Source organism: Mesonia sp. K4-1 (genome assembly GCF_008017825.1).
Lineage (GTDB): Bacteria > Bacteroidota > Bacteroidia > Flavobacteriales > Flavobacteriaceae > Mesonia.
Map to the genome: position 1 here is coordinate 49,218 of NZ_VRLS01000010.1, position 20,022 is coordinate 69,239.

Below are 20,022 nucleotides of genomic sequence, written 5' to 3' on the forward strand. Positions count from 1 at the left end.
TAGTATTTGTCTAATTATCACCCAATATAAGTGGCATACCATTATCTGAATTACCGATAATCACAGTTTTTGCATTATTCGATTTAGAAAGTTCTATCGTGGCCTGAATTCCTTTTTCTTGTAATACCTTATCGGTAAGAGACTGACTTAGGATGCTATTTGCTCTAGCTTTACCTTCAGCTTCAATCTTTTGACGTTCTGCTTCTTTTGTAGCTTTCGTCAATCTAAATTCATATTCTAAAGATTCTTGCTCTTGTCTTAACTTACGCTCAATAGCATCTTTAATTGTAGTTGGTAAAGACACATCTCGCACCAATACTTCATTAACTTGTACATACTGATCTTTTAAAAGAATTTGAGTTTCTTCTAAGATTTCATTCTGTATCGCTTCTCTTTTACTGGCATACAATTGCTCAGGACTATATCTCCCTACCACTGCTCTAGCTGCAGATCTTACAGCAGGTTTAAGTAAACGCTCAATATATTTTTCTCCTTTTTCTTTGTGTAATTTTCCTAAATCTGCATATTTAGGTTGAAACCAAGTTGAGGCATCTAATCTAATTTCCAATCCGTTAGAACTTAAAACTTGCATTTTTTCTTCTAAAGATTGTTGTCTTGCTTCATAAACAAAAACACTGTTCCAAGGAGCAACAAAGTGAAACCCTTCACTTAATGGCGGTTCATCATCTACAACTCCACCATCAAAGGTTTTATAAAGTACCCCTGCCTCTCCAGAGCCAATGGTTACTGTACTTTTAAAAATTAAAATAACTACTACAATCCCAATAAATACTATTGGCAATGCTATTTTGGGTAATCTTTCCATATTATCTTATTTATTAATTTATATTAATCCTTTATATTTTCGGAAGAACCATTCCGCCGAAAGGCAAATTATAATTATACCTAAAAGGATTTTCCAATCTATTAAACTGCTTTTTTTAACCTCGCTTTTTTGAACGGGTTGATATTTTTTGTTTTCAAGAAGTTGCTTAAAAAGTTGCTCGCTTTCAGATAAAAAATAAATTTTATCTTGACTTACTTGTGTCAGTTTCCCTACATCTGCATTTAAAAACTGCTTTTCTACTTCAAAATCTATAATGGTAAAACTGCCTGTTTTCTGAATATTTTCCTCTTCAATAAAAACTTTGTAAGTATAATCACCAGGTTGAAGCTGACTTAAATTCACCTCATAAGTATTGTTCTGAAGTATAAAAGGGTATTCATTATTCTTTTTAGTTTCTTTTTCTTTTACTGAAATATTTAATTTTGCACGATCATCAAAAGCATAGTTTTTATCAAAATACCCTGCCTGAATTATAATTTTATCACCGAAATTATAAAATGGTTGTGCATCTACCGTTAGACGCTCTCTTCGTTTATTTGAAGAAAGGTATTGAATTAGCTTTCCTAAAAAATCATCATAACTTTCAAAACTTTTTTGCTGAACAAAGCTTTTAGAACGCCATTGCCAACTATTTTCTCCGAATAAAAAACCTGTTTTTTGTTGATTTTCTTCTAAGGTTGCAATTACAGGAGTTTTGGTTTTTATTCCGTTTATATTCTGGTAAAGAAGTATTTGCGGTGTTTTATTAAAAGATATTCCGCCAAAATAATCTTGTAAAGGAGGGAAACTACCAAATTGAATATCGGGTTGCTGAAAGCTACTGTAACCCGAATTGTAACTGGGTTGAAATTCTTCTAATTGAGTAAATATTTCTTTACGGAAATTATCCTGACTCCTATTTAAAAAATCATAGTCAGTTTTTGTTCCTGTAATAATTAAAGAGTTTAAATTTTCCTTAGCTATTTGATCAAAAATGGTTTTAAAAAGAGGATTAGGTTGATACAAGATAACTAATTGATAATCTAACAAACTTCCTCGAAAATTAGAAACGAGTTCTATATTAGCTTCCCTTTGTTGATTACTCTCTATAGACTTTTTAAGAGAACCTAGATCTGGATGTAAAAACGATGATAAAATTAAAACCTTCGTTTTTTCATCGATCACATCTACCAAAAACTTTTTAGTGTTATTAGCTATATTTTTCTCATTGTCGATCGTTTCTACACTAACTGTATAATTGAGTAAACCAATTTGATTGGCTGGTAATTTTATTTGTAGAATTTCGCTTTTATCTTCTTTTGAAAATGTGACTTTCTGTGAAAAAACAGTTGAATTACCTAATTGAATAGAAACCTCTTTTTGCACTGCTTTTTCTCCTTTATAATTTAAAAAAAGTTCTACAGGGAATTTATTATTTAGAAAGGCATATTTATTTACATTGACTCTTTCAATCTTTAAGTCACTATAACTCGTCGTATCACCTACCGCAACTGCATAGATATCTTGTGGAAACTGAGAAGCTTTATACAAATAATCTTCGCCATAGGTTTGATTTCCGTCGGTTACTAAAACGGTGGGTGTTATTTGGCTTTCATAAATGTCTGCCAAATCATAAAATAAAGGAGTAATTTGGGTTTTGTTTTCCGTAAAGGAAAGTGTATCTAATTTTTTAATTTGCTCCCCGAAGCTATAATACTGAACATTAAACTTATTTTGTAATTCTTGGTGCTCTTTAATTTGTTGTACGAAGGAGAAAACCTTATTTTCTTCTTTAAAGTAAGCTATAGAGGAAGAATTATCTATCGCTACAACGAGGTTCGGTTTTTCTGTAGAAAGTTGAAGGGATTCTAAAGTTGGATTAATCAACAATAGAAAGAGTGAAAAGAGACTTAAAAAACGCAAAACACTGAAAATGATCCAGTGTTTTGGACGTTTCTTCTTTTTATTGAATAAATAAAATAATAAAGACAAACCTAACGCTGCAATTGCAGATAGAATAATAAAAATTAGGGTTTGTCCTGACATTAAGTTACTTTATAATTGATTGGTTAGGTAAGCATACCGCCATCTACATTTAATACTTGCCCTGTAATGTAACCACTAAGGTCACTACCTAAAAATACGCAAGCATTAGCTATATCTTCTGGGCTTCCTCCTCGTTTTAAAGGAATAGCATTTCTCCAACCTTCAACCGTTTTTTCGTCAAGTTTTGCAGTCATTTCTGTTTCGATAAATCCTGGCGCAATAACATTAGTTCTAATGTTACGAGAACCTAATTCTAAAGCCATAGATTTAGAAAAACCAATCATACCTGCCTTAGAAGCTGCATAATTTGCTTGGCCTGCATTTCCTTTTACTCCTACGACAGAACTCATATTAATAATGCTTCCTTTACGTTGCTTAAGCATAGTACGTTGTACTGCTTTAGTCATGTTAAAAATTGATTTTAAGTTAACTTCTATAACTTTATCAAAATCTTCCTCGGTCATACGCATTAACAAATTGTCTTTGGTAATCCCTGCATTATTTACTAAAATATCTATACTAGAAAAGTCTTTATTTACGTCTTCTATTAGTTTTTGAGCATCTTCAAAATTGGCTGCATTACTTTTGTAACCTTTTGCTTTAATCCCTAAATCGGTTAATTCCTTTTCTAAATCTTGAGCTGCTTCTACAGAAGAACTATAAGTAAAAGCTACATTTGCGCCGTGCTGAGCAAATATCATGGCAATTCCTTTACCTATTCCTCTACTAGCTCCAGTAATAATTGCATTTTTTCCTTCTAATAATTTCATAGTTGATGGTGTAATTAATAACCTAGCCTCAAATATAAGCAACTATAGCGGGAAGGCATAAAAAAACCTCTTGAGATTTCAAGAGGTTTTCATATTTGTAAGGAGTTATATTTATAACTTTAATTTATCTCCAGATTTTTCATAGTTAAACAAATAATCTACATCTAATTCTTCTACTTTCCCTAGTTTAGAAAGCGATTGCATATCTACATCTTTCTTGTTACCTATTACTAATACATTATATTCTTGTCCTTTAATATTATCGTTAAAGAAAGTTTTTAAATCTTCTAAAGACATGCCTTTTATAGTATTGTACATTTCTTTTCTATAGTCTTCTTCTAAACCTCTTTTCTTTAAACTTTCATAATTCCAGAAAATAGATGTTTTAGTAATTCTATTAGCAGCAATTTGTTTTAACGCCGCTTCTTTAGCCGACTGAAATTGCTCTTCAGCTTCTGGCATATTGGTCATTAACTCCATCATGGCATCTACAGCTTGTGGCATCTTGTTGGCTTGAGTCCCTATATAAGCCATTACATAATTTGGCTTTTCTTTTTCATTTGCCATTTGGTAAGATGAATAGGCAGAGTAAGCTAAAGATTTTGATTCTCTAATTTCTTGAAAAACAATAGAGGAAAGACCGCTACCAAAATAGGTATTAAACAATTCGGTTGCTGCCATATTTTCAGCATCAAATTTATCTCCTTTTGCTAAGAAAACCATTTCACTTTGCACCATATCGTAATCTACAAAGTACACTTTCCCGCCAGTTTCTACCTCATTAAACTTTTTAGCTTCTGGGTATTCCTTTAATTCACTTGGCAATTGGTGTTCTTTATCTAAAGAAGTCATGGCCTTATCTAAATCTTTTCCGTAATAAAAAATACGTTGTTTGTAATTACGTAAGTCTTTAACTTTCTGAACCAATTCTTGTGGATTTTTAGATTTTAATTCAGCAGCTGAATAAATATCTCTTAACCTAGATTCTTCTCCATATTTACCGTAGTTCATTAATCCGTTAAATAAAATATTTCCTTTTTGTGTTTTATTATCTTCACGACCTTTTAAAATCTGCTCTACATACTTATCATAGGTTTCTTGATTTGCTTCTGCATTTTGCCAAAGATCTTCTAGAAGTGATAAACCTGCTGGTAAATTCTCTTTTAAACCTGATAAACCAACGTAAGTTTTATCTGTTCCTGAGTTTACAAAATAATTAATTCCTAATTTATAGAATTCTTGTTTTACTTGCTCGGGTGATAACTTATTTGTTCCTAAATAATCTAGATAACCAGCAGCTAGAGAAATTTCTTTGTCGTTATCTTGACCCATATCAAAAATAAAGTACAAGTTGAACAAATCATTGTTTTCATTTTCTATGTAAGCTACGGGTAATCCGTTTTTGGTTTCTGAATTCCCTATAGCTTTTTTATAGTCAATATATTGTGGTTCTAAGGCAGGAGATTCTTCTTTGTTAAAATTTTGAATGAATACAGATTGCTTATCGCGATTTAATTTTACCGGAGTTATTCCTGGGTTTTCAACTTTAGCGATGTTTGCATCTTCTCCTTTACGTTTATATACGACAACATAATTGTCGTTGTAGTGCTCGTTAGCATAATTTACTAGTTCTTCTTTAGTAACTGATTTTAAACCTTCTATAAAATCTAATCTAGACTGCCAATCTTGAAAATGTATAAAAGCATCCATATAAGCGTAAGCTGTAGATGAAGCATTTTCATATTCACGAATTTCTGAAAGTTTTAAATCATTAATAACCGCTTCTATCAACCAATCATCAAATTCTCCCTTTTTTATTTTTTCAACTTCTTCTAAGAGTAAAGCTTGAACTTCTTCTAGAGTTTGGTTTGCTTTTGGCATTCCATAAAGAAGATGAAAACCGTAATCGTTATCAAAGTTTGTAAACGAAGATGCATTTTGTACTTTTTGCTGCTGATTTAAATCTAAATCGATTAAACCCGCTTGAGAATTTGCTAAAATATAATCGATTAAAGTTACTATTTTTTCATCCTTGCTACCTATTCCTCCAGTTCTAAACGCAACATAAACCGACTCTGATGTTGGTCCAAAAACTTCCTTTTCTACTGGAGAGGTAATAGGTTGTTCTTTCTTAAATGTTGGATGAGTAACCTCCTTCTTCTCATAGTTTCCAAAAGCGTCATTTACTTTTTTTATAGTTCCATCAAAATCTATATCCCCTACCAAAACCACTGCCATATTATTTGGCACGTAATAGGTGTTGAAATAATTATGAATAGCTTCCATAGATGGATTTTTTAAATGTTCAGACTTACCAATGGTGCTTTGCGTACCATAAGGGTGAGTTGGGAACAAACCTTCTAAGGTAGCTTGGTATTGCTTACGACCATCGCTATCTTGACCGCGATTAAATTCTTCATAAACTGCTTCTAATTCTGTATGGAATAAACGTAAAACTAATGTACTAAAACGTTCACTTTCTACTTGTAACCATTTATTTAATTCATTTGAAGGAATTTTATTTACATAAACCGTTTGTTCATTAGAAGTAAATGCATTCGTACCTTCGGCTCCCAAAGAGGCTACCATTTTGTCATATTCATTAGCAATAGAATATTCTGAAGCTTTTTGAGAAACACTATCTATTTGTTTATAAAGATTCAGTTTTTTCTCTTCGTCTTTTTCAGCTTTATGCATTTCATATAGATCTGAAATACTGTCTAAGAGTACTTTTTCTTTTTCCCAATCTTGAGTTCCAATTTTATGAGTTCCTTTGAAAACCATATGCTCTAAGTAATGAGCCAAACCTGTGTTATCTGCAGGATCATAAGTAGAACCAGCTCTTACAGCAATTAAAGTTTGAATTTTGGGTTCTTCTTCATTTTTTCCTAAATAAACTTTAAGTCCGTTGTCTAAAGTATACAGTCGAAGCTCTGTGGGGTCATCTTTAAATGTTTGGTAAGCAAATCCAGCATCATCTGTATGCTGATATTTATTTTTATCTGAAGTTTCATTTTCTTTCTTTTCGCTACAACTGATAATTGCTAAGCTAGTTAAGAATAGAAAAAACGGTAAATAGATTTTTTTCATTATTTTAAATAATTAGTTAAGAGATGGTTAAAAATAAAAAAAGTTCGTTAGTAAATACTTACTAACGAACTTTTATATAAATTAAATCTATTAAATTTTAACAAATTTAATATTAGCCTAATACTTCAGCTACTTTTTTACCTATTTCTGCTGGAGAATCCACTACGTGAATACCACATTCTCTCATAATTTTCTTTTTAGCTTGAGCAGTATCTTCACTACCTCCTACAATAGCTCCTGCGTGTCCCATAGTTCTTCCTGCTGGAGCAGTTTCTCCTGCGATAAAACCTACGATTGGTTTTTTAGAACCACTTGCTTTGTACCACTCTGCTGCATCTGCTTCTAATTGACCGCCAATTTCTCCGATCATTACAACACATTCAGTCTCTTCGTCGTTAATCAATAACTCAACAGCTTCTTTTGTTGTCGTCCCAATAATTGGATCTCCACCAATACCTATGGCAGTAGTTATACCTAACCCTTGCTTTACAACTTGGTCTGCAGCTTCATAAGTTAATGTACCTGATTTTGATACAATTCCTACTTTTCCTTTCTTGAAAACAAAACCTGGCATAATACCAACTTTAGCTTCACCTGGAGTAATTACACCTGGACAGTTAGGACCTATTAATCTACATTCTTTATCTTTAATATATTCTGCAGCTTTAATCATATCTGCAACAGGAATACCTTCTGTAATGGTAATGATTACTTTAATACCTGCATCTGCTGCTTCCATAATAGCATCTGCTGCAAAAGCTGGTGGTACAAAAATAATAGTAGTATCTGCATTAACTTCTTTCACCGCTTCGGCTACAGTATTAAAAACAGGCTTGTCTAGGTGTTTTTGCCCTCCTTTTCCTGGAGTAACTCCACCTACTACATTTGTACCGTATTCAATCATTTGTTCAGCGTGAAAAGTTCCTTCACTTCCGGTAAAACCTTGAACGATTATATTTGAATCTTTATTTACTAAAACACTCATTTTACTAGTTGGTTTTATTAATTGTTTTCTATTTCAGTTTACTACGTCTTATTTTATAAGTAGCTGCGCAAAGGTAACTTTTTTACTACAGCTTTGAAAAAAAATTAGGCTTTTACCTTCTCATAAGAATTATCTTTTTCGTCTTGGTCCTTAAAAGGCTGACTTACTTGATATCCTCTGTATAATTTTTCATCTTTTATCTCCCAAATACAAATAAAATGAGCAATTCCTATCTCTTCATCTGGATTCTCTATAGGATGCACATAATACTTATAACGAATGGTTACAGTATCATTGTCTTGAAGTAAGTGACTTACTTCAATTTTAAGTTCTTTATAGTTTTTTCTAATATCTGCGAAAAAGTCAGAAATTTTATCAAAACCTAGATTAGTAAGACCTTCAATTCCATTCCACGTTAAAACAGCATTTGGGTGAAAGTATTTTTCTATGATTGATGCATCATTTGCTATATCTGAATCATAAAATTCTCTAACAATATCCTTAGCTTGTTTCATCATTACAACTTATCTATTTTTTCAATTAAACTTGGTATTAAGCGTATAGAAGCAATTTCTTTATATTTTTTTCTAAAACTGTCTGCTGGCGTTCCAAAATAAGAGGTATTCCCCGCAAGTGATTTACTTACTCCGCTTTGCGCGGAAATAACTGCTTTTTTACCAATAATAATTCCGCTAGTGATCCCTACTTGTCCCCATATAGTCACTTCATCTTCTATAACTACACAACCAGCAATACCTACTTGAGAAGCTATCAAACACTTCTTACCAATAATCGTATCATGACCTATCTGTACTTGATTATCTATTTTAGAACCTTCACCAATTGTAGTTTCTCCAGTTACTCCTCTATCAATAGTACAAGCAGCTCCTATATCTACGTTATCTTCAATAACCACTTTCCCTCCAGATTTTAATTTATCAAAACCTTCAGGTCTGTTTTTGTAATAAAAAGCATCACCACCTAAAACAGTTCCCGCATGTATGGTGACATTATCGCCTATTATTGTATGATCATAAATACTCACATTAGAATGAATAATACAATTCTTACCTATGCGAACGTGATTACCAATAAATACATTTGGCTGAATGGTTGTTCCCTCTCCTACTTCCGCGGAAGCTGAAATTTGTTGAGTAGAATTTTTAAAGGGTTTAAAAAACGTAGTGAGTTTATTAAAGTCTCTAAATGGATCGTCTGAAATTAATAAAGCTTTTCCTTTTGGACATTCTACGTTCTTATTGATAAGAATTACCGTCGCAGCGGAATTTAAAGCTTTATCGTAGTATTTTGGATGATCTACAAATACAATATCTCCTTCCCTAACGACATGGATCTCATTCATTCCCCATACAGGGAAATCTTTATCGCCTACAAACTCTGATTGAATAATTGTAGCAATTTGCTGAAGGGTATGTTGTTGAGGAAAATTCATCTCAAATTACTCTTTGATACGTTCTTTGTAAGTTCCTTTATCGGTTTCTACCTTTATTTTATCTCCCTCATTTATAAAAAGTGGAACGTTTACCTCAGCACCAGTTTCTACTGTTGCTGGTTTTGTAGCATTCGTTGCTGTATTTCCTTTTACACCAGGTTCTGTATGTGTTACTTCAAGAATTACACTTGGTGGCATTTCTACAGAAAGCGGCATATTATCTTCTGAATTGATAATTACGGTTACCACTTCTCCTTCTTTTAATAATCCAGGGGTGTCTAAAGCAGACTCTAATAATCTAATTTGAGTATAATCTTCAGTATTCATAAAATGATAAAATTCTCCATCATTATATAAAAATTGAAATTTATGAGTTTCTACACGAACATCATCAATCTTATGTCCTGCAGAAAAAGTGTTTTCTAAAATTTTTCCGTTAGTAACACTTTTCATTTTTGTTCTTACAAATGCTGGACCTTTTCCTGGTTTAACATGTAAAAACTCTATAATTTTATATATATCATGATTGTATTTAATACACAATCCGTTTCTAATATCACTAGTCGTTGCCATTCTGTTTTGTTTTTAGTTTGAAAAATAACCTTTCATAATTCCTCGCTGAGAGTTTTTGATAAACTCTAAAATATCATCCCTCTCTGGTGTAGCTTCCATTTCAGCTTCAATAATAGTAACTGCTTGAGAGTTGTTATAATTCTTTTGGTATAAAATTCTATATATATCTTGAACTTCTCTAATTTTTTCGGTAGTAAAACCTCTTCGGCGTAAGCCTATAGAGTTAATTCCTACATATGATAAAGGTTCTCTTGCAGCTTTTACAAATGGAGGTACATCTTTTCTTACTAAAGAACCACCCGTGATAAAAGCGTGGCTTCCAATACTACAAAACTGCTGTATTGCTGTCATCCCCGCTAAAATAACGTAGTCTCCTACATTAATGTGTCCTGCAAGGGTACTGTTATTAGAAAAAATACAATTGTCTCCTACAATACAATCGTGTGCAATATGACAATAAGCCATAATCCAACAATTATTTCCTACAACCGTTTTCATACGGTCTGATGTTCCTCTATTAATGGTAACGCACTCTCTTATAGTAGTGTTGTCTCCAATAATAGTAAGCGTATCTTCATCATTAAATTTTTTATCTTGTGGAACTGCAGAAATTACTGCTCCAGGAAAAATGCTAACATTCTTACCAATTCTAGCACCTTCCATTATGGTTACGTTAGAACCAATCCAACTTCCTTCTCCTATTACTACATTATTATGAATCGTTGTAAAAGGCTCAATTACAACATTTTTTGCGATTTTTGCACCTGGGTGCACATATGCCAAAGGTTGGTTCATAAAATTAAATTATTTTGATTTTACTATTTGTGCCATTAACTCTGCTTCAGCACATAATTTTCCATTAGTATATGCATAACCTTGCATATGACAAATTCCTCTTCGAATTGGAGAAATTAAGTGACATCTAAAAATTAGCGTATCTCCTGGAACTACTTTTTGTTTAAACTTAACGTTATCTATTTTCATAAAATAGGTTAAGTAATTTTCTGGATCTGGAACAGTACTTAAAATAAGAATTCCACCCGTTTGGGCCATTGCTTCTACAATAAGAACACCAGGCATAACCGGAGCTCCTGGGAAGTGACCTTTAAAGAACTCTTCATTCATAGTCACATTTTTTGTTCCTAAAACGTGATTATCTGTTAGTTCAAAAATCTTATCTATTAACAACATAGGTTGTCTATGTGGTAACATTTTCATGATTTGATTGACATCCATTAACGGAGCCTGATTCAAATCTACTTGAGGAACTTGATTTCGCTTTTCAGCTTTAATTTTTTTCGCCATTTTCTTTGCAAACTCGGTGTTTACCTTATGTCCTGGCTTATTGGCAATAATTCTTCCTTTTATTCTTGTTCCTATCAAGGCTAAATCACCAATAATATCTAGTAATTTATGTCTCGCTGCTTCGTTAGGGTGATGAAGAGTTAAGTTATCTAAAATTCCATTAGACTTTACTGAAATCTCATCTTTATCAAAAACTTTTTTTAGTTTTTCCATTGTTTCTGGAGACAATTCTTTGTCCACATAAACTATAGCATTATTTAAATCTCCTCCTCGAATAAGGCCGTGATCTAATAAGGTTTCTATTTCATGTAAGAAACTAAAAGTTCTTGAATCTGCTATTTCTTCTTTAAACTCTTTAAGGTTTTTAATGCTAGCATTTTGAGTACCTAATACTTTAGTGCCAAAATCTACCATGGTGGTAATTTCATAATCACAAGCAGGAACTACCATAATTTCGCTCCCGGTTTCTTCATCTACATAACTTGTGATTTCTTTTACTTCGTAGATTTCTCTTTCAATTTCTTGTTCTTTTACTCCAGCTTGCTCTAAAGCTTCTACAAAATATTTAGAAGAACCGTCCATAATAGGAGGTTCACTAGCATCCATCTCTATAAGTACGTTATCAATTTCTAGACCTACACAAGCAGCTAATACATGTTCTGAGGTTTGTATTTGAACTCCGTTTTTCTCTAAAGAAGTACCTCGTTGTGTATTTACAACATAAGCTGCTTCAGCAGGTAAAGAAGGGTGACCTTCTAAATCCATTCTTTTAAAAACATAGCCATGATTTTCAGGAGCTGGCTTAAAAGTTAAGTTTACCTCTTTTCCTGTATGAAGCCCTACACCTTTTAAAGAGACTTCTTTTTGGATAGTTTGTTGTTTCATTTTTTTAAGCTTTCTTACTATTTAGCTGTTTTTCTACTTGATTTAATCTATTGATCGATTTTGATAAATTTTTAAAATGCACATAAGATTTATTAAAATCCCCGTAATTTAAAGCGGGAGAACCTTGTAAAACCTCATCATCTTTTACATTTCTACCTATACCAGATTGTGCTTGTATTTTAACTCGATCCCCAATTCTTATATGTCCAACAATACCTACTTGCCCACCAATAATACAGTTTTTACCAATTTTAGTAGAACCTGCAATACCCGTTTGTGCAGCAATAGCGGTATGTTCACCAATTTCTACATTATGTGCTATTTGAATTTGATTATCTAGTTTTACTCCTTTTCTTATTATAGTAGAACCTAATGTAGCACGATCTATCGTTGTTCCTGCACCAATATCTACATAATCTTCAACGATAACATTTCCTATTTGAGGAACCTTTTGATACTCTCCACTCTCATTCGGCATAAAGCCAAATCCATCTGCCCCAACTATAACACCACTATGAATTACACAGTGGTTACCTATAATCGATTCTGAGTATATTTTTGCTCCAGCAAAGACAATTACATTATCGCCTATTGTTACGTTATCACCTATATAAGCATTAGGGTAAACTTTTACATTATTCCCTAATTTTACATTATTGCCTATATATGCAAATGCTCCTAAATAGATATTTTCTCCATAATTTGAAGATTCCCCTATAAAACTAGGTTGCTCTATTCCAGATTTATTTAGTTTTACTTGATTATAATATTCTAAAAGTGTGGTAAACGATTTGTATGAATCTTCTACCTTTATAAGCGTAGTGTCGACTGGTTTTTCTAGAACGAAATCTTTATTGACTATGCAAATAGATGCATTAGTACTGTAAATAAAAGATTCGTATTTTGGATTAGAAAGAAAAGTTAGCGACCCTTCGGTACCTTCTTCAATTTTGGCAAGCTGAGAAACTTCTACCTCAGGATTACCATGAATCTCCCCTTCTAATATTTCGGCTATTTGTGCTGCTTTAAATTTCATTCTGACAAAAATAGAAAAAAATGTTAATCTTTTTGTTTTGGATAGCAGATATAATATTTTACAACAGCTTTTGATAATGCATCTAAGTTTAATTGATCTGAAACTTTTGCTACATCGCTTATCTTCCCGTTCTTATGTAAAATATTTATATTCTCTAAGTTAGTATTATATGCAAGGTTAGCAACTTTACCTGTAAAAACAAAATAAGAAGCCTCTTCTTCGCTAATATTATACTTTTCAATTAACCTTTTTAAATGTCGTTCTTTTTTCTTTTCAGAAACGGGTTGCTTTTTTAATTTTACCTTCAACAAATCTCGATCTATGACCATTTTACATAAATTACTTAACACAAAGTCATCTACATAAACCCATTCTTTCATGGCCGACACAATATCGTAATCATCTAACTTGCTGAATATATCTAGAGTCTCTTCCGTAAAGTTATCTTGAGCAATTTCATTATTTAAAAAATAATTTAATGCTCTACTCGCATGAAGCTTAACTCCCGTACTAGATAAATATTTAGCTCTTTTTAAAACTCTAATTAACAGTTGCTCTGCACCTAAACTAGTTTTGTGCAAATACACTTGCCAATACATAAGTCTTCTAGCTACTAAGAATTTTTCTACTGAATAAATTCCTTTTTGTTCTACCACTAACTCATCATTAACAACATTTAGCATGGTTATGAGTCGCTCACTATTAATACTACCTTCGGCAACACCTGTATAGAAACTATCTCGTTTTAAATAATCTAAGCGGTCTACATCGAGCTGACTTGCAATAAGCTGCTTAAAAAATTTTCTGTGATATTCACCTTTAAAGATCTGAATAGCCAACGTTAAACTTTGGTTAAAGTCAGTATTCATTTTCTCCATAAATTGAAGCGAAATTGACTCGTGACTAATCCCATTTACAATACTATGTTCCATAGCATGAGAGAAAGGTCCGTGTCCAATATCGTGCAACAATATAGCAATAAGTAAAGCTTCTTCTTCTTTATCTGAAACCTTAACTCCTTTAAATCTAAGCACATCTAAAGATTTTCTCATAAGATGCATGCAACCTAAAGCATGATGAAATCGAGTATGATGAGCTCCTGGATATACCAAATAAGACATGCCCATTTGAGATATTCTTCTTAAGCGTTGAAAATACGGATGCTCGATAATATCAAAAATCCGTTCGTTGGGAATGGTAATAAATCCGTAAATTGGATCGTTTAATATTTTAAGTTTGTTTCTCTGATTCAAATCAAAAATTTAATAATTAAAGCAAATATACATATATGAACCATATCAAAGTACTTTGGGTAGATGACGAAATAGATTTATTAAAACCTCATATTATTTTTTTAGAAGGAAAAGGCTACGATGTCACCACGTGCCAAAGTGGAACTGAAGCTATTGAGGAGGTAAATGAGAATAATTTTGATATTGTTTTATTAGACGAAAATATGCCTGGTTTAACCGGACTAGAAACCTTATCGGAAATAAAATCAAAACGAAGTACTCTTCCTGTAGTGATGATTACAAAAAGTGAAGAGGAATATATTATGGAAGAAGCTATTGGTTCTAAAATAGCCGATTACCTTATTAAGCCTGTCAATCCCAATCAAATTCTATTAAGTTTAAAGAAAAATTTAGACCACTCTCGCCTAGTTTCAGAAAAAACTACTTCTAACTACCAACAAGAGTTTAGAAAAATTGCGATGGATATGTCTATGGTCAACACTTTTGAAGAGTGGGCAGAAATTTATCAGCGTTTAGTCTATTGGGAATTGCAGTTAGAGAATATTGAAGATACTGGAATGTTTGAAATTCTAGAATCTCAAAAAACTGAAGCTAATAGTCAATTCTGTAAATTTGTAGAGAAAAATTACACCACTTGGTTTGATGGAAATGACAAGCCAATTATGTCTCATACTTTATTTAAAGAAAAAGTAGTACCGCAACTCAATAAAGAACAACCTACACTTTTAGTTGTAATTGACAATCTTCGTTATGATCAATGGCGTGCTTTTGAGCCAATAGTTAATAATTATTACAAAAAAGAAAGTGAGATTCCTTTCTATAGTATTTTACCTACAGCAACCCAATATGCTAGAAATGCCATTTTTTCGGGATTAATGCCTTCCGATATGGAAAAGAAACATCCAGAATGGTGGTTAAATGATACCGATGACGGAGGTAAAAATATGCACGAAGAAGATTTTCTTATAGCTCAAATGAAACGTTTAGGCTTAGATTATAAAACTGCATACCATAAAATAACTAGCCTAAAAGGCGGAAAAAAATTGGTAGATAACTTTAAATCGCAAAAAGAAAACGATTTAACCGTCGTAGTTTACAATTTCGTTGATATGCTTTCACACTCAAAAACAGAAATGGAAGTTATAAAAGAATTGGCTTCTAACGATAAGTCTTATCGTTCGTTAACCGAAAGTTGGTTTAAAAATTCACCTTTACTAGAGATTATACAGCAAGCACAACAATTAGGATTTAAATTAATTATCACAACAGACCACGGAACTATTAATGCTAAGAACCCTTCTAAAGTTATAGGTGATAAAAACACGAGTCTTAATTTACGTTACAAAACAGGAAAAAGTCTCACTTATGAAGGTAAAGACGTAATTGCAGCTAAAAACCCCAAAGAATTTCACTTGCCAAGTATAAATATGAGCAGTTCTTTTATCTTTGCAAAAGGAGATCTTTTCTTTGCTTACCCTAATAACTATAATCATTATGTCAGTTATTATAGAAACACTTATCAACACGGCGGGGTTTCTTTAGAAGAAATGATCATCCCTTTTTCAGTACTTAAACCAAGATAAATTGTGAAGTGATGCAAATAGAATATAACTTATCAGAAATTTCTGATGTTGCAAAAAAAATTATAAAAGTGTCTTCTAGCAAGACACTTTTATTTTATGGAGAAATGGGAGCAGGTAAAACCACTCTGATCAAAGAAATTGTAAAACAATTAGGATCTCTTGATAAAGTAAGCAGCCCAACCTTTTCTTTAGTGAATGAATACAAAGGAATAAACAATCCTATTTTTCACTTTGACTTTCACAGAATAGAGGATGAAGATGAAGCTTACGACATAGGGTTTGAAGAATACTTAGAATCTCATAATTGGTGTTTAATAGAATGGCCGCAAAATGTGGAAAATTTATTACTATTAGACAAACATGAAATTCACATCTCTAAAGTAGGTGAATTAAAAAGAAATCTAAATTTTAAGAAATAACGTATATTTACTGAATACTTTAGTTGAAGTAAAGCTTTGTAATTATCTGTAAATCAATGTTTTTTATTTTAAAAAATTTGCAAAGGTACGGCAAAGATAATTAACATTTTTAACTATTTTGTTCATAGGTTTGTATCATAAATAATCAAAAAAACAAACACCATGAATACAAAAAACTTTATCTTCGCTATTGCAACTTTAGGATTTTTAGCAACATCTTGTAGCCCACAAGCCATTGATGAACACACAACACAAGACAATATCAAGTCGATCGAAAAGAAAGACGTCAAAATCCCTACTAACGGGTAGTCTGATTGCGCTAGTTATAGCGGCAACACCTTATATATTTTATATTTACAAAAGTTTCCCAAGCACAGATAGCTGGGAAACTTTTTTATTTACTTTTCAAAGTAATTTTTACGAAAACGTGAGTGTAAGCGTATGGACAATTATGGGGAAATTTGTCCCCATCTTATTGCTTACAATCTGGTTTACAACTTGCAAACACTGGTGGTATCATGTGATACTTATACCTATAGGAATGTATTTATTTCAATTAGTTAGTGTTATTAATGACGATATAACATATTTTGACGTTGTTGAAATTTGGTTCTTGATACCCATAATGGCTGTAATTGTACCTGTGGTCTATTTAATTAGAGCTAAACTTTTCGCTAGTATTCATAGAAATGATCTTGATGATATAGAAGAAGATTTATTAAAACAAAAAGGGTTTTTTGGTCAAATTAAGGATCTTTTTTAACAGCACTTCTTTAAACACTTGTAGATTTCTTCTTTTTTTTCTTTCTTTATATAAACGCGAATATCTATGGGCAAGCCATCTACTCCATTCAGTCAAGCTGAATTAATTCCACAAGAGGAAACCTTAGAAATACAAAAAACAAAAGGAAAATTATATATTGGTTTACCAAAGGAAACTTCTTACCAAGAAAAAAGAGTATGCTTAACCCCAGATGCCGTTGCAGCAATTACAGCTCACGGTCATCGAGTGCTTATTGAAAGTAATGCAGGCATAGATGCTAATTTTTCAGATAAAGATTATAGCGAAGCTGGAGCTAAAATTACTAAAGATACCGCGAAAGTCTTCTCTTGTCCCATTATACTTAAGGTTGAGCCACCTTCATTTGAGGAACTAAACCTTATGAACCCTCAAACTATTTTAATTTCTGCTCTTCAGTTAAAGACACAATGTAAAGATTACTTCCAAAAGCTGGCAGAAAAACGTATTACTGCCTTAGCTTTTGAATTTATTAAAGATGAAGATGGTAGTTATCCCGCAGTAAGAGCATTAAGTGAAATTGCAGGAACAGCTTCTATTTTAATCGCTTCAGAACTTTTAGCGAATCCATTAGGTAGCGGCCTTATGTTTGGAAATATAAGCGGTGTACCTCCAGTAGAAGTAGTTATTATTGGCGCGGGTACTGTTGGAGAGTTTGCAGGAAGATCGGCTATTGGGTTGGGAGCAAATGTAAAAGTATTTGATAATTCACTTACAAAACTAAGAAATATTCAAACTAATTTAGGCAGACCGCTCTACACCTCTACCTTGCAACCCAAAAATTTAACCAAAGCTCTTAAACGAGCAGATGTCGTAATAGGTGCTGTAAGAGGTAATGACCGCTCCCCTATTATTGTAACTGAAGATATGGTTCAATCTATGAAAAAAGGATCGGTCATTATTGACGTAAGTATTGATATGGGAGGTTGTTTTGAAACTTCAGAAGTCACCTCGCATGATGAGCCAACACAAATAAAACACAATGTAATTCATTACGGAGTACCCAATATTCCTTCAAAATACTCAAGAACTTCCTCTATTTCAATCAGTAATATATTTACTCCTTCTTTATTACATATAGCAGAATCTGGAGGCTTAGAAAATACATTAAGATTTGATCGTGGTTTAAGAAATGGGTTGTATTTTTACCACGGTATTTTAACCAATAAATCCGTAGCAGATTGGTTTAACCTATCATATAGAGATATTAATCTGCTTATCTTTTAAACAAATATGAAACTAGCAGCAAGACTTGCCTACTACTCAGTAGGTTTTTTTATAGGTATTATGATTCTTATGTTTTTCCTTAGCGGAAAAAAAACCTCATGTGATTACGGTCCAGATGCAAGAGTTCTAAAAAACATTAGAATTAAAAACAAAACATATGAACCTAGTGTTCTTTTATTTTTGAAAGAGAACCAATTAGATACTTCTGTAGTAAGGAATATTTTAAATTCTGGTGATGTTGATTTTTCAAATAGCAACACAAAACTTGATTCTTGTAAAATCTACGCTGTAGAAGGAGAAGTAAATAATAAAAACCTAACCTTAAGAATAGAAAACTGCGAAAATCAAGCCACTATTCAGCAAATAAATTTTAAGAAAGATTAAGGTAAAAATATTTTTAAAAGTGATTAAATATTTATTCTTTTAATTATTATTGTCTATAAAATTGCAAAACAAAAAAGAGTTGTATTTATGAAAAGAGTAATAGTTGATTACAAAAAACTTACCCCTGAAATTCTGAGCTTATTGGTAGAAAAATACCCTGACGGCTATGATGATGATCACGTGATCACATTTAAAAATGCAAAAAACGAAACCATAGAAGCTGTAGAGGTAAGAACTGAAGACTCTATATACTTAGTAAAAGTAAGTACACGTTTAGAGAATACCATGGCAAATTATGAAGAGGACGATTACGATGAAGATGATTTTAATGAACCTATAGAAGAAATAAGCTCTAATGATAAGAAATTATTGAATGAAGATATAGAGGACGACGAGGAAGATGATGACGATAGCGAAGAAGAATAGATAAAAAAAGCCTTTCAAATAAAACTGAAAGGCTTTTTTTTGTTTTTTTTAGAAAATTTATCTAAACCACTTCTACTTCTATTATTTCATCCTTTAAATCTACTCCATTAAAGATATAGGCATAAACCCACATGATGGTAAACGATGGGATAATATCTGTATAAGGAAGAATTTCCTCTATAAATAATAAAATTGATGCTAGCTTCCCTTTTTTACCAGGATACATTTCAGTCATCGTTTTGGCTGCATAAGGAGCCCACACAATATCTAGAAAAGGTCCTATAACAGGAATACCCATAGTTAGCATTCCTATTCCGTCAAAAAACACACCCTTTACTAATCTCTTATATTTATTACTTAATATCATATCTTATTTTCTATATGAATTGCAAAAAAAGTGCCGAACTCTATTCTTCTAATAAATGAGAAAATTCACTTCTTAATTTTTTGAGTTTAGGGTTTATAATTATTTGACAATAGGGTTGCTGTGTGTAGTTGTTATAAAAGTTTTGATGTTGGAATTCTGCTTCATAAAAATTAGTATAAGCAGTAACCTCCGTAACTATTTCATTTTCAAAAACCTCATTATTTAATTCTTCAATTACTTCTTTAGCAATCTTTTCCTGTTCTTCATTATGATAAAAAATAGCACTTCTATATTGTGGGCCAATATCATTTCCTTGTCTGTTTAAAGTTGTAGGATCGTGGGTAGTAAAAAAAATGTAAAGTATTTCTTTATAGGTTACTTTCTCTTCATCATAATTGAACTGTATAGCTTCGGCATGGCCTGTTCTCCCTTCAACAACTTCTCGATAAGGCGGATTTTTAATTTTTCCTCCAGAAAAGCCCGATTTCACATTCGAGATTCCTTTTACCCGCTGAAAAACTGCTTCGGTACACCAAAAACATCCATTCGCTAAAGTGACTTTTTCCATTTTAAATTTTTATTTAAAATTAAAGCA

General features: G+C 32.2%; 21 protein-coding genes. 7 read left to right on the forward strand and 14 right to left on the reverse strand.

All coding sequences use genetic code 11. The features are described 5' to 3' along the window. Positions 1–10: 10 nt before the first annotated feature. The 12 genes from FT986_RS00795 to FT986_RS00850 all read right to left on the reverse strand — a co-directional run bounded on the left by FT986_RS00795 (position 11) and on the right by FT986_RS00850 (position 14,222). Positions 11–826, reverse strand: coding sequence for a prohibitin family protein (locus FT986_RS00795; protein WP_147863391.1), 816 nt, complete (start codon positions 824–826; stop codon positions 11–13). Between the two features lie 18 nt (positions 827–844). Next, positions 845–2,872: a vWA domain-containing protein gene (locus tag FT986_RS00800; RefSeq protein WP_147863392.1), complete on the reverse strand. Its 2,028-nt coding sequence runs from the start codon at positions 2,870–2,872 to the stop codon at positions 845–847. A 23-nt stretch (positions 2,873–2,895) separates the two neighbouring features. Beyond that, positions 2,896–3,642, reverse strand: coding sequence for a 3-oxoacyl-[acyl-carrier-protein] reductase (gene fabG / locus FT986_RS00805; protein ID WP_111540060.1), 747 nt, complete (start codon positions 3,640–3,642; stop codon positions 2,896–2,898). Between the two features lie 111 nt (positions 3,643–3,753). Continuing rightward, positions 3,754–6,732 (reverse strand): pitrilysin family protein, encoded by a 2,979-nt coding sequence (locus tag FT986_RS00810; protein WP_147863393.1) that lies wholly within the window; start codon positions 6,730–6,732, stop codon positions 3,754–3,756. A 112-nt stretch (positions 6,733–6,844) separates the two neighbouring features. Next, a complete protein-coding gene (gene sucD / locus FT986_RS00815) occupies positions 6,845–7,717 on the reverse strand; it encodes a succinate--CoA ligase subunit alpha (protein ID WP_111540058.1) in 873 nt (290 codons plus the stop codon). A 104-nt stretch (positions 7,718–7,821) separates the two neighbouring features. Continuing rightward, a complete protein-coding gene (locus tag FT986_RS00820) occupies positions 7,822–8,235 on the reverse strand; it encodes a nuclear transport factor 2 family protein (RefSeq protein WP_111540057.1) in 414 nt (137 codons plus the stop codon). After that, complete coding sequence (locus FT986_RS00825; RefSeq protein WP_147863394.1) at positions 8,235–9,170, reverse strand: UDP-3-O-(3-hydroxymyristoyl)glucosamine N-acyltransferase; 936 nt, start codon at positions 9,168–9,170, stop codon at positions 8,235–8,237. The genes FT986_RS00820 and FT986_RS00825 overlap by 1 nt, the downstream gene beginning before the upstream one ends. 6 nt (positions 9,171–9,176) lie before the next feature. Next, positions 9,177–9,743, reverse strand: a complete 567-nt coding sequence (gene efp, locus FT986_RS00830; protein WP_147863395.1) for an elongation factor P — start codon at positions 9,741–9,743, stop codon at positions 9,177–9,179. A 12-nt stretch (positions 9,744–9,755) separates the two neighbouring features. Continuing rightward, positions 9,756–10,538, reverse strand: a complete 783-nt coding sequence (lpxA, locus tag FT986_RS00835) for an acyl-ACP--UDP-N-acetylglucosamine O-acyltransferase (protein WP_111540054.1) — start codon at positions 10,536–10,538, stop codon at positions 9,756–9,758. 9 nt (positions 10,539–10,547) lie between these two features. After that, entirely contained in the window at positions 10,548–11,933 is a 1,386-nt protein-coding gene (locus FT986_RS00840) for a bifunctional UDP-3-O-[3-hydroxymyristoyl] N-acetylglucosamine deacetylase/3-hydroxyacyl-ACP dehydratase (RefSeq protein ID WP_147863396.1), read from the reverse strand. Between the two features lie 4 nt (positions 11,934–11,937). Then, complete coding sequence (lpxD, locus tag FT986_RS00845) at positions 11,938–12,969, reverse strand: UDP-3-O-(3-hydroxymyristoyl)glucosamine N-acyltransferase (RefSeq protein ID WP_147863397.1); 1,032 nt, start codon at positions 12,967–12,969, stop codon at positions 11,938–11,940. A 23-nt stretch (positions 12,970–12,992) separates the two neighbouring features. Next, a complete protein-coding gene (locus FT986_RS00850; RefSeq protein ID WP_147863398.1) occupies positions 12,993–14,222 on the reverse strand; it encodes an HD domain-containing protein in 1,230 nt (409 codons plus the stop codon). 35 nt (positions 14,223–14,257) lie between these two features. On the opposite strand from FT986_RS00850, the gene FT986_RS00855 reads away from it, so the two are divergent. The 7 genes from FT986_RS00855 (at position 14,258) to FT986_RS00880 (ending at position 19,060) form a co-directional block, all read left to right on the forward strand. Further along, positions 14,258–15,805, forward strand: a complete 1,548-nt coding sequence (locus tag FT986_RS00855; RefSeq protein WP_147863399.1) for a bifunctional response regulator/alkaline phosphatase family protein — start codon at positions 14,258–14,260, stop codon at positions 15,803–15,805. An 11-nt stretch (positions 15,806–15,816) separates the two neighbouring features. Next, positions 15,817–16,224, forward strand: coding sequence for a tRNA (adenosine(37)-N6)-threonylcarbamoyltransferase complex ATPase subunit type 1 TsaE (gene tsaE, locus FT986_RS00860; RefSeq protein ID WP_147863400.1), 408 nt, complete (start codon positions 15,817–15,819; stop codon positions 16,222–16,224). A gap of 162 nt (positions 16,225–16,386) precedes the next feature. Continuing rightward, positions 16,387–16,533, forward strand: coding sequence for a hypothetical protein (locus FT986_RS15835; RefSeq protein ID WP_187248547.1), 147 nt, complete (start codon positions 16,387–16,389; stop codon positions 16,531–16,533). 142 nt (positions 16,534–16,675) lie between these two features. Continuing rightward, positions 16,676–16,987 (forward strand): hypothetical protein, encoded by a 312-nt coding sequence (locus FT986_RS00865; protein ID WP_255505871.1) that lies wholly within the window; start codon positions 16,676–16,678, stop codon positions 16,985–16,987. 66 nt (positions 16,988–17,053) lie between these two features. After that, positions 17,054–18,250, forward strand: coding sequence for an alanine dehydrogenase (locus tag FT986_RS00870; protein WP_111540047.1), 1,197 nt, complete (start codon positions 17,054–17,056; stop codon positions 18,248–18,250). A gap of 6 nt (positions 18,251–18,256) precedes the next feature. Continuing rightward, the gene (locus FT986_RS00875) at positions 18,257–18,634 is read left to right on the forward strand and encodes a DUF4258 domain-containing protein (RefSeq protein ID WP_147863402.1); all 378 of its coding nucleotides are present in this window, start codon (positions 18,257–18,259) and stop codon (positions 18,632–18,634) included. A gap of 87 nt (positions 18,635–18,721) precedes the next feature. Further along, a complete protein-coding gene (locus FT986_RS00880) occupies positions 18,722–19,060 on the forward strand; it encodes a hypothetical protein (RefSeq protein ID WP_147863403.1) in 339 nt (112 codons plus the stop codon). Positions 19,061–19,121: 61 nt separating this feature from the next. Here the strand turns inward: FT986_RS00880 and FT986_RS00885 are convergent, their stop codons facing one another. Together FT986_RS00885 and msrA are read right to left on the reverse strand one after the other, a co-directional pair. Beyond that, positions 19,122–19,427, reverse strand: a complete 306-nt coding sequence (locus FT986_RS00885; RefSeq protein WP_147863404.1) for a hypothetical protein — start codon at positions 19,425–19,427, stop codon at positions 19,122–19,124. A gap of 40 nt (positions 19,428–19,467) precedes the next feature. Beyond that, complete coding sequence (gene msrA, locus FT986_RS00890; RefSeq protein WP_147863405.1) at positions 19,468–19,995, reverse strand: peptide-methionine (S)-S-oxide reductase MsrA; 528 nt, start codon at positions 19,993–19,995, stop codon at positions 19,468–19,470. Positions 19,996–20,022 lie beyond the last annotated feature (27 nt).

What these genes read in the sequence shown, in the direction of transcription:
- FT986_RS00795 (WP_147863391.1), bottom strand. Translation starts at nt 826, where the DNA reads ATGGAAAGATTACCCAAAATAGCATTGCCAATAGTATTTATTGGGATT.
- FT986_RS00800 (WP_147863392.1), bottom strand. Translation starts at nt 2,872, where the DNA reads ATGTCAGGACAAACCCTAATTTTTATTATTCTATCTGCAATTGCAGCG.
- fabG (WP_111540060.1), bottom strand. Translation starts at nt 3,642, where the DNA reads ATGAAATTATTAGAAGGAAAAAATGCAATTATTACTGGAGCTAGTAGA.
- FT986_RS00810 (WP_147863393.1), bottom strand. Translation starts at nt 6,732, where the DNA reads ATGAAAAAAATCTATTTACCGTTTTTTCTATTCTTAACTAGCTTAGCA.
- sucD (WP_111540058.1), bottom strand. Translation starts at nt 7,717, where the DNA reads ATGAGTGTTTTAGTAAATAAAGATTCAAATATAATCGTTCAAGGTTTT.
- FT986_RS00820 (WP_111540057.1), bottom strand. Translation starts at nt 8,235, where the DNA reads ATGATGAAACAAGCTAAGGATATTGTTAGAGAATTTTATGATTCAGAT.
- FT986_RS00825 (WP_147863394.1), bottom strand. Translation starts at nt 9,170, where the DNA reads ATGAATTTTCCTCAACAACATACCCTTCAGCAAATTGCTACAATTATT.
- efp (WP_147863395.1), bottom strand. Translation starts at nt 9,743, where the DNA reads ATGGCAACGACTAGTGATATTAGAAACGGATTGTGTATTAAATACAAT.
- lpxA (WP_111540054.1), bottom strand. Translation starts at nt 10,538, where the DNA reads ATGAACCAACCTTTGGCATATGTGCACCCAGGTGCAAAAATCGCAAAA.
- FT986_RS00840 (WP_147863396.1), bottom strand. Translation starts at nt 11,933, where the DNA reads ATGAAACAACAAACTATCCAAAAAGAAGTCTCTTTAAAAGGTGTAGGG.
- lpxD (WP_147863397.1), bottom strand. Translation starts at nt 12,969, where the DNA reads ATGAAATTTAAAGCAGCACAAATAGCCGAAATATTAGAAGGGGAGATT.
- FT986_RS00855 (WP_147863399.1), top strand. Translation starts at nt 14,258, where the DNA reads ATGAACCATATCAAAGTACTTTGGGTAGATGACGAAATAGATTTATTA.
- tsaE (WP_147863400.1), top strand. Translation starts at nt 15,817, where the DNA reads ATGCAAATAGAATATAACTTATCAGAAATTTCTGATGTTGCAAAAAAA.
- FT986_RS15835 (WP_187248547.1), top strand. Translation starts at nt 16,387, where the DNA reads ATGAATACAAAAAACTTTATCTTCGCTATTGCAACTTTAGGATTTTTA.
- FT986_RS00865 (WP_255505871.1), top strand. Translation starts at nt 16,676, where the DNA reads ATGGGGAAATTTGTCCCCATCTTATTGCTTACAATCTGGTTTACAACT.
- FT986_RS00870 (WP_111540047.1), top strand. Translation starts at nt 17,054, where the DNA reads ATGGGCAAGCCATCTACTCCATTCAGTCAAGCTGAATTAATTCCACAA.
- FT986_RS00875 (WP_147863402.1), top strand. Translation starts at nt 18,257, where the DNA reads ATGAAACTAGCAGCAAGACTTGCCTACTACTCAGTAGGTTTTTTTATA.
- FT986_RS00880 (WP_147863403.1), top strand. Translation starts at nt 18,722, where the DNA reads ATGAAAAGAGTAATAGTTGATTACAAAAAACTTACCCCTGAAATTCTG.
- FT986_RS00885 (WP_147863404.1), bottom strand. Translation starts at nt 19,427, where the DNA reads ATGATATTAAGTAATAAATATAAGAGATTAGTAAAGGGTGTGTTTTTT.
- msrA (WP_147863405.1), bottom strand. Translation starts at nt 19,995, where the DNA reads ATGGAAAAAGTCACTTTAGCGAATGGATGTTTTTGGTGTACCGAAGCA.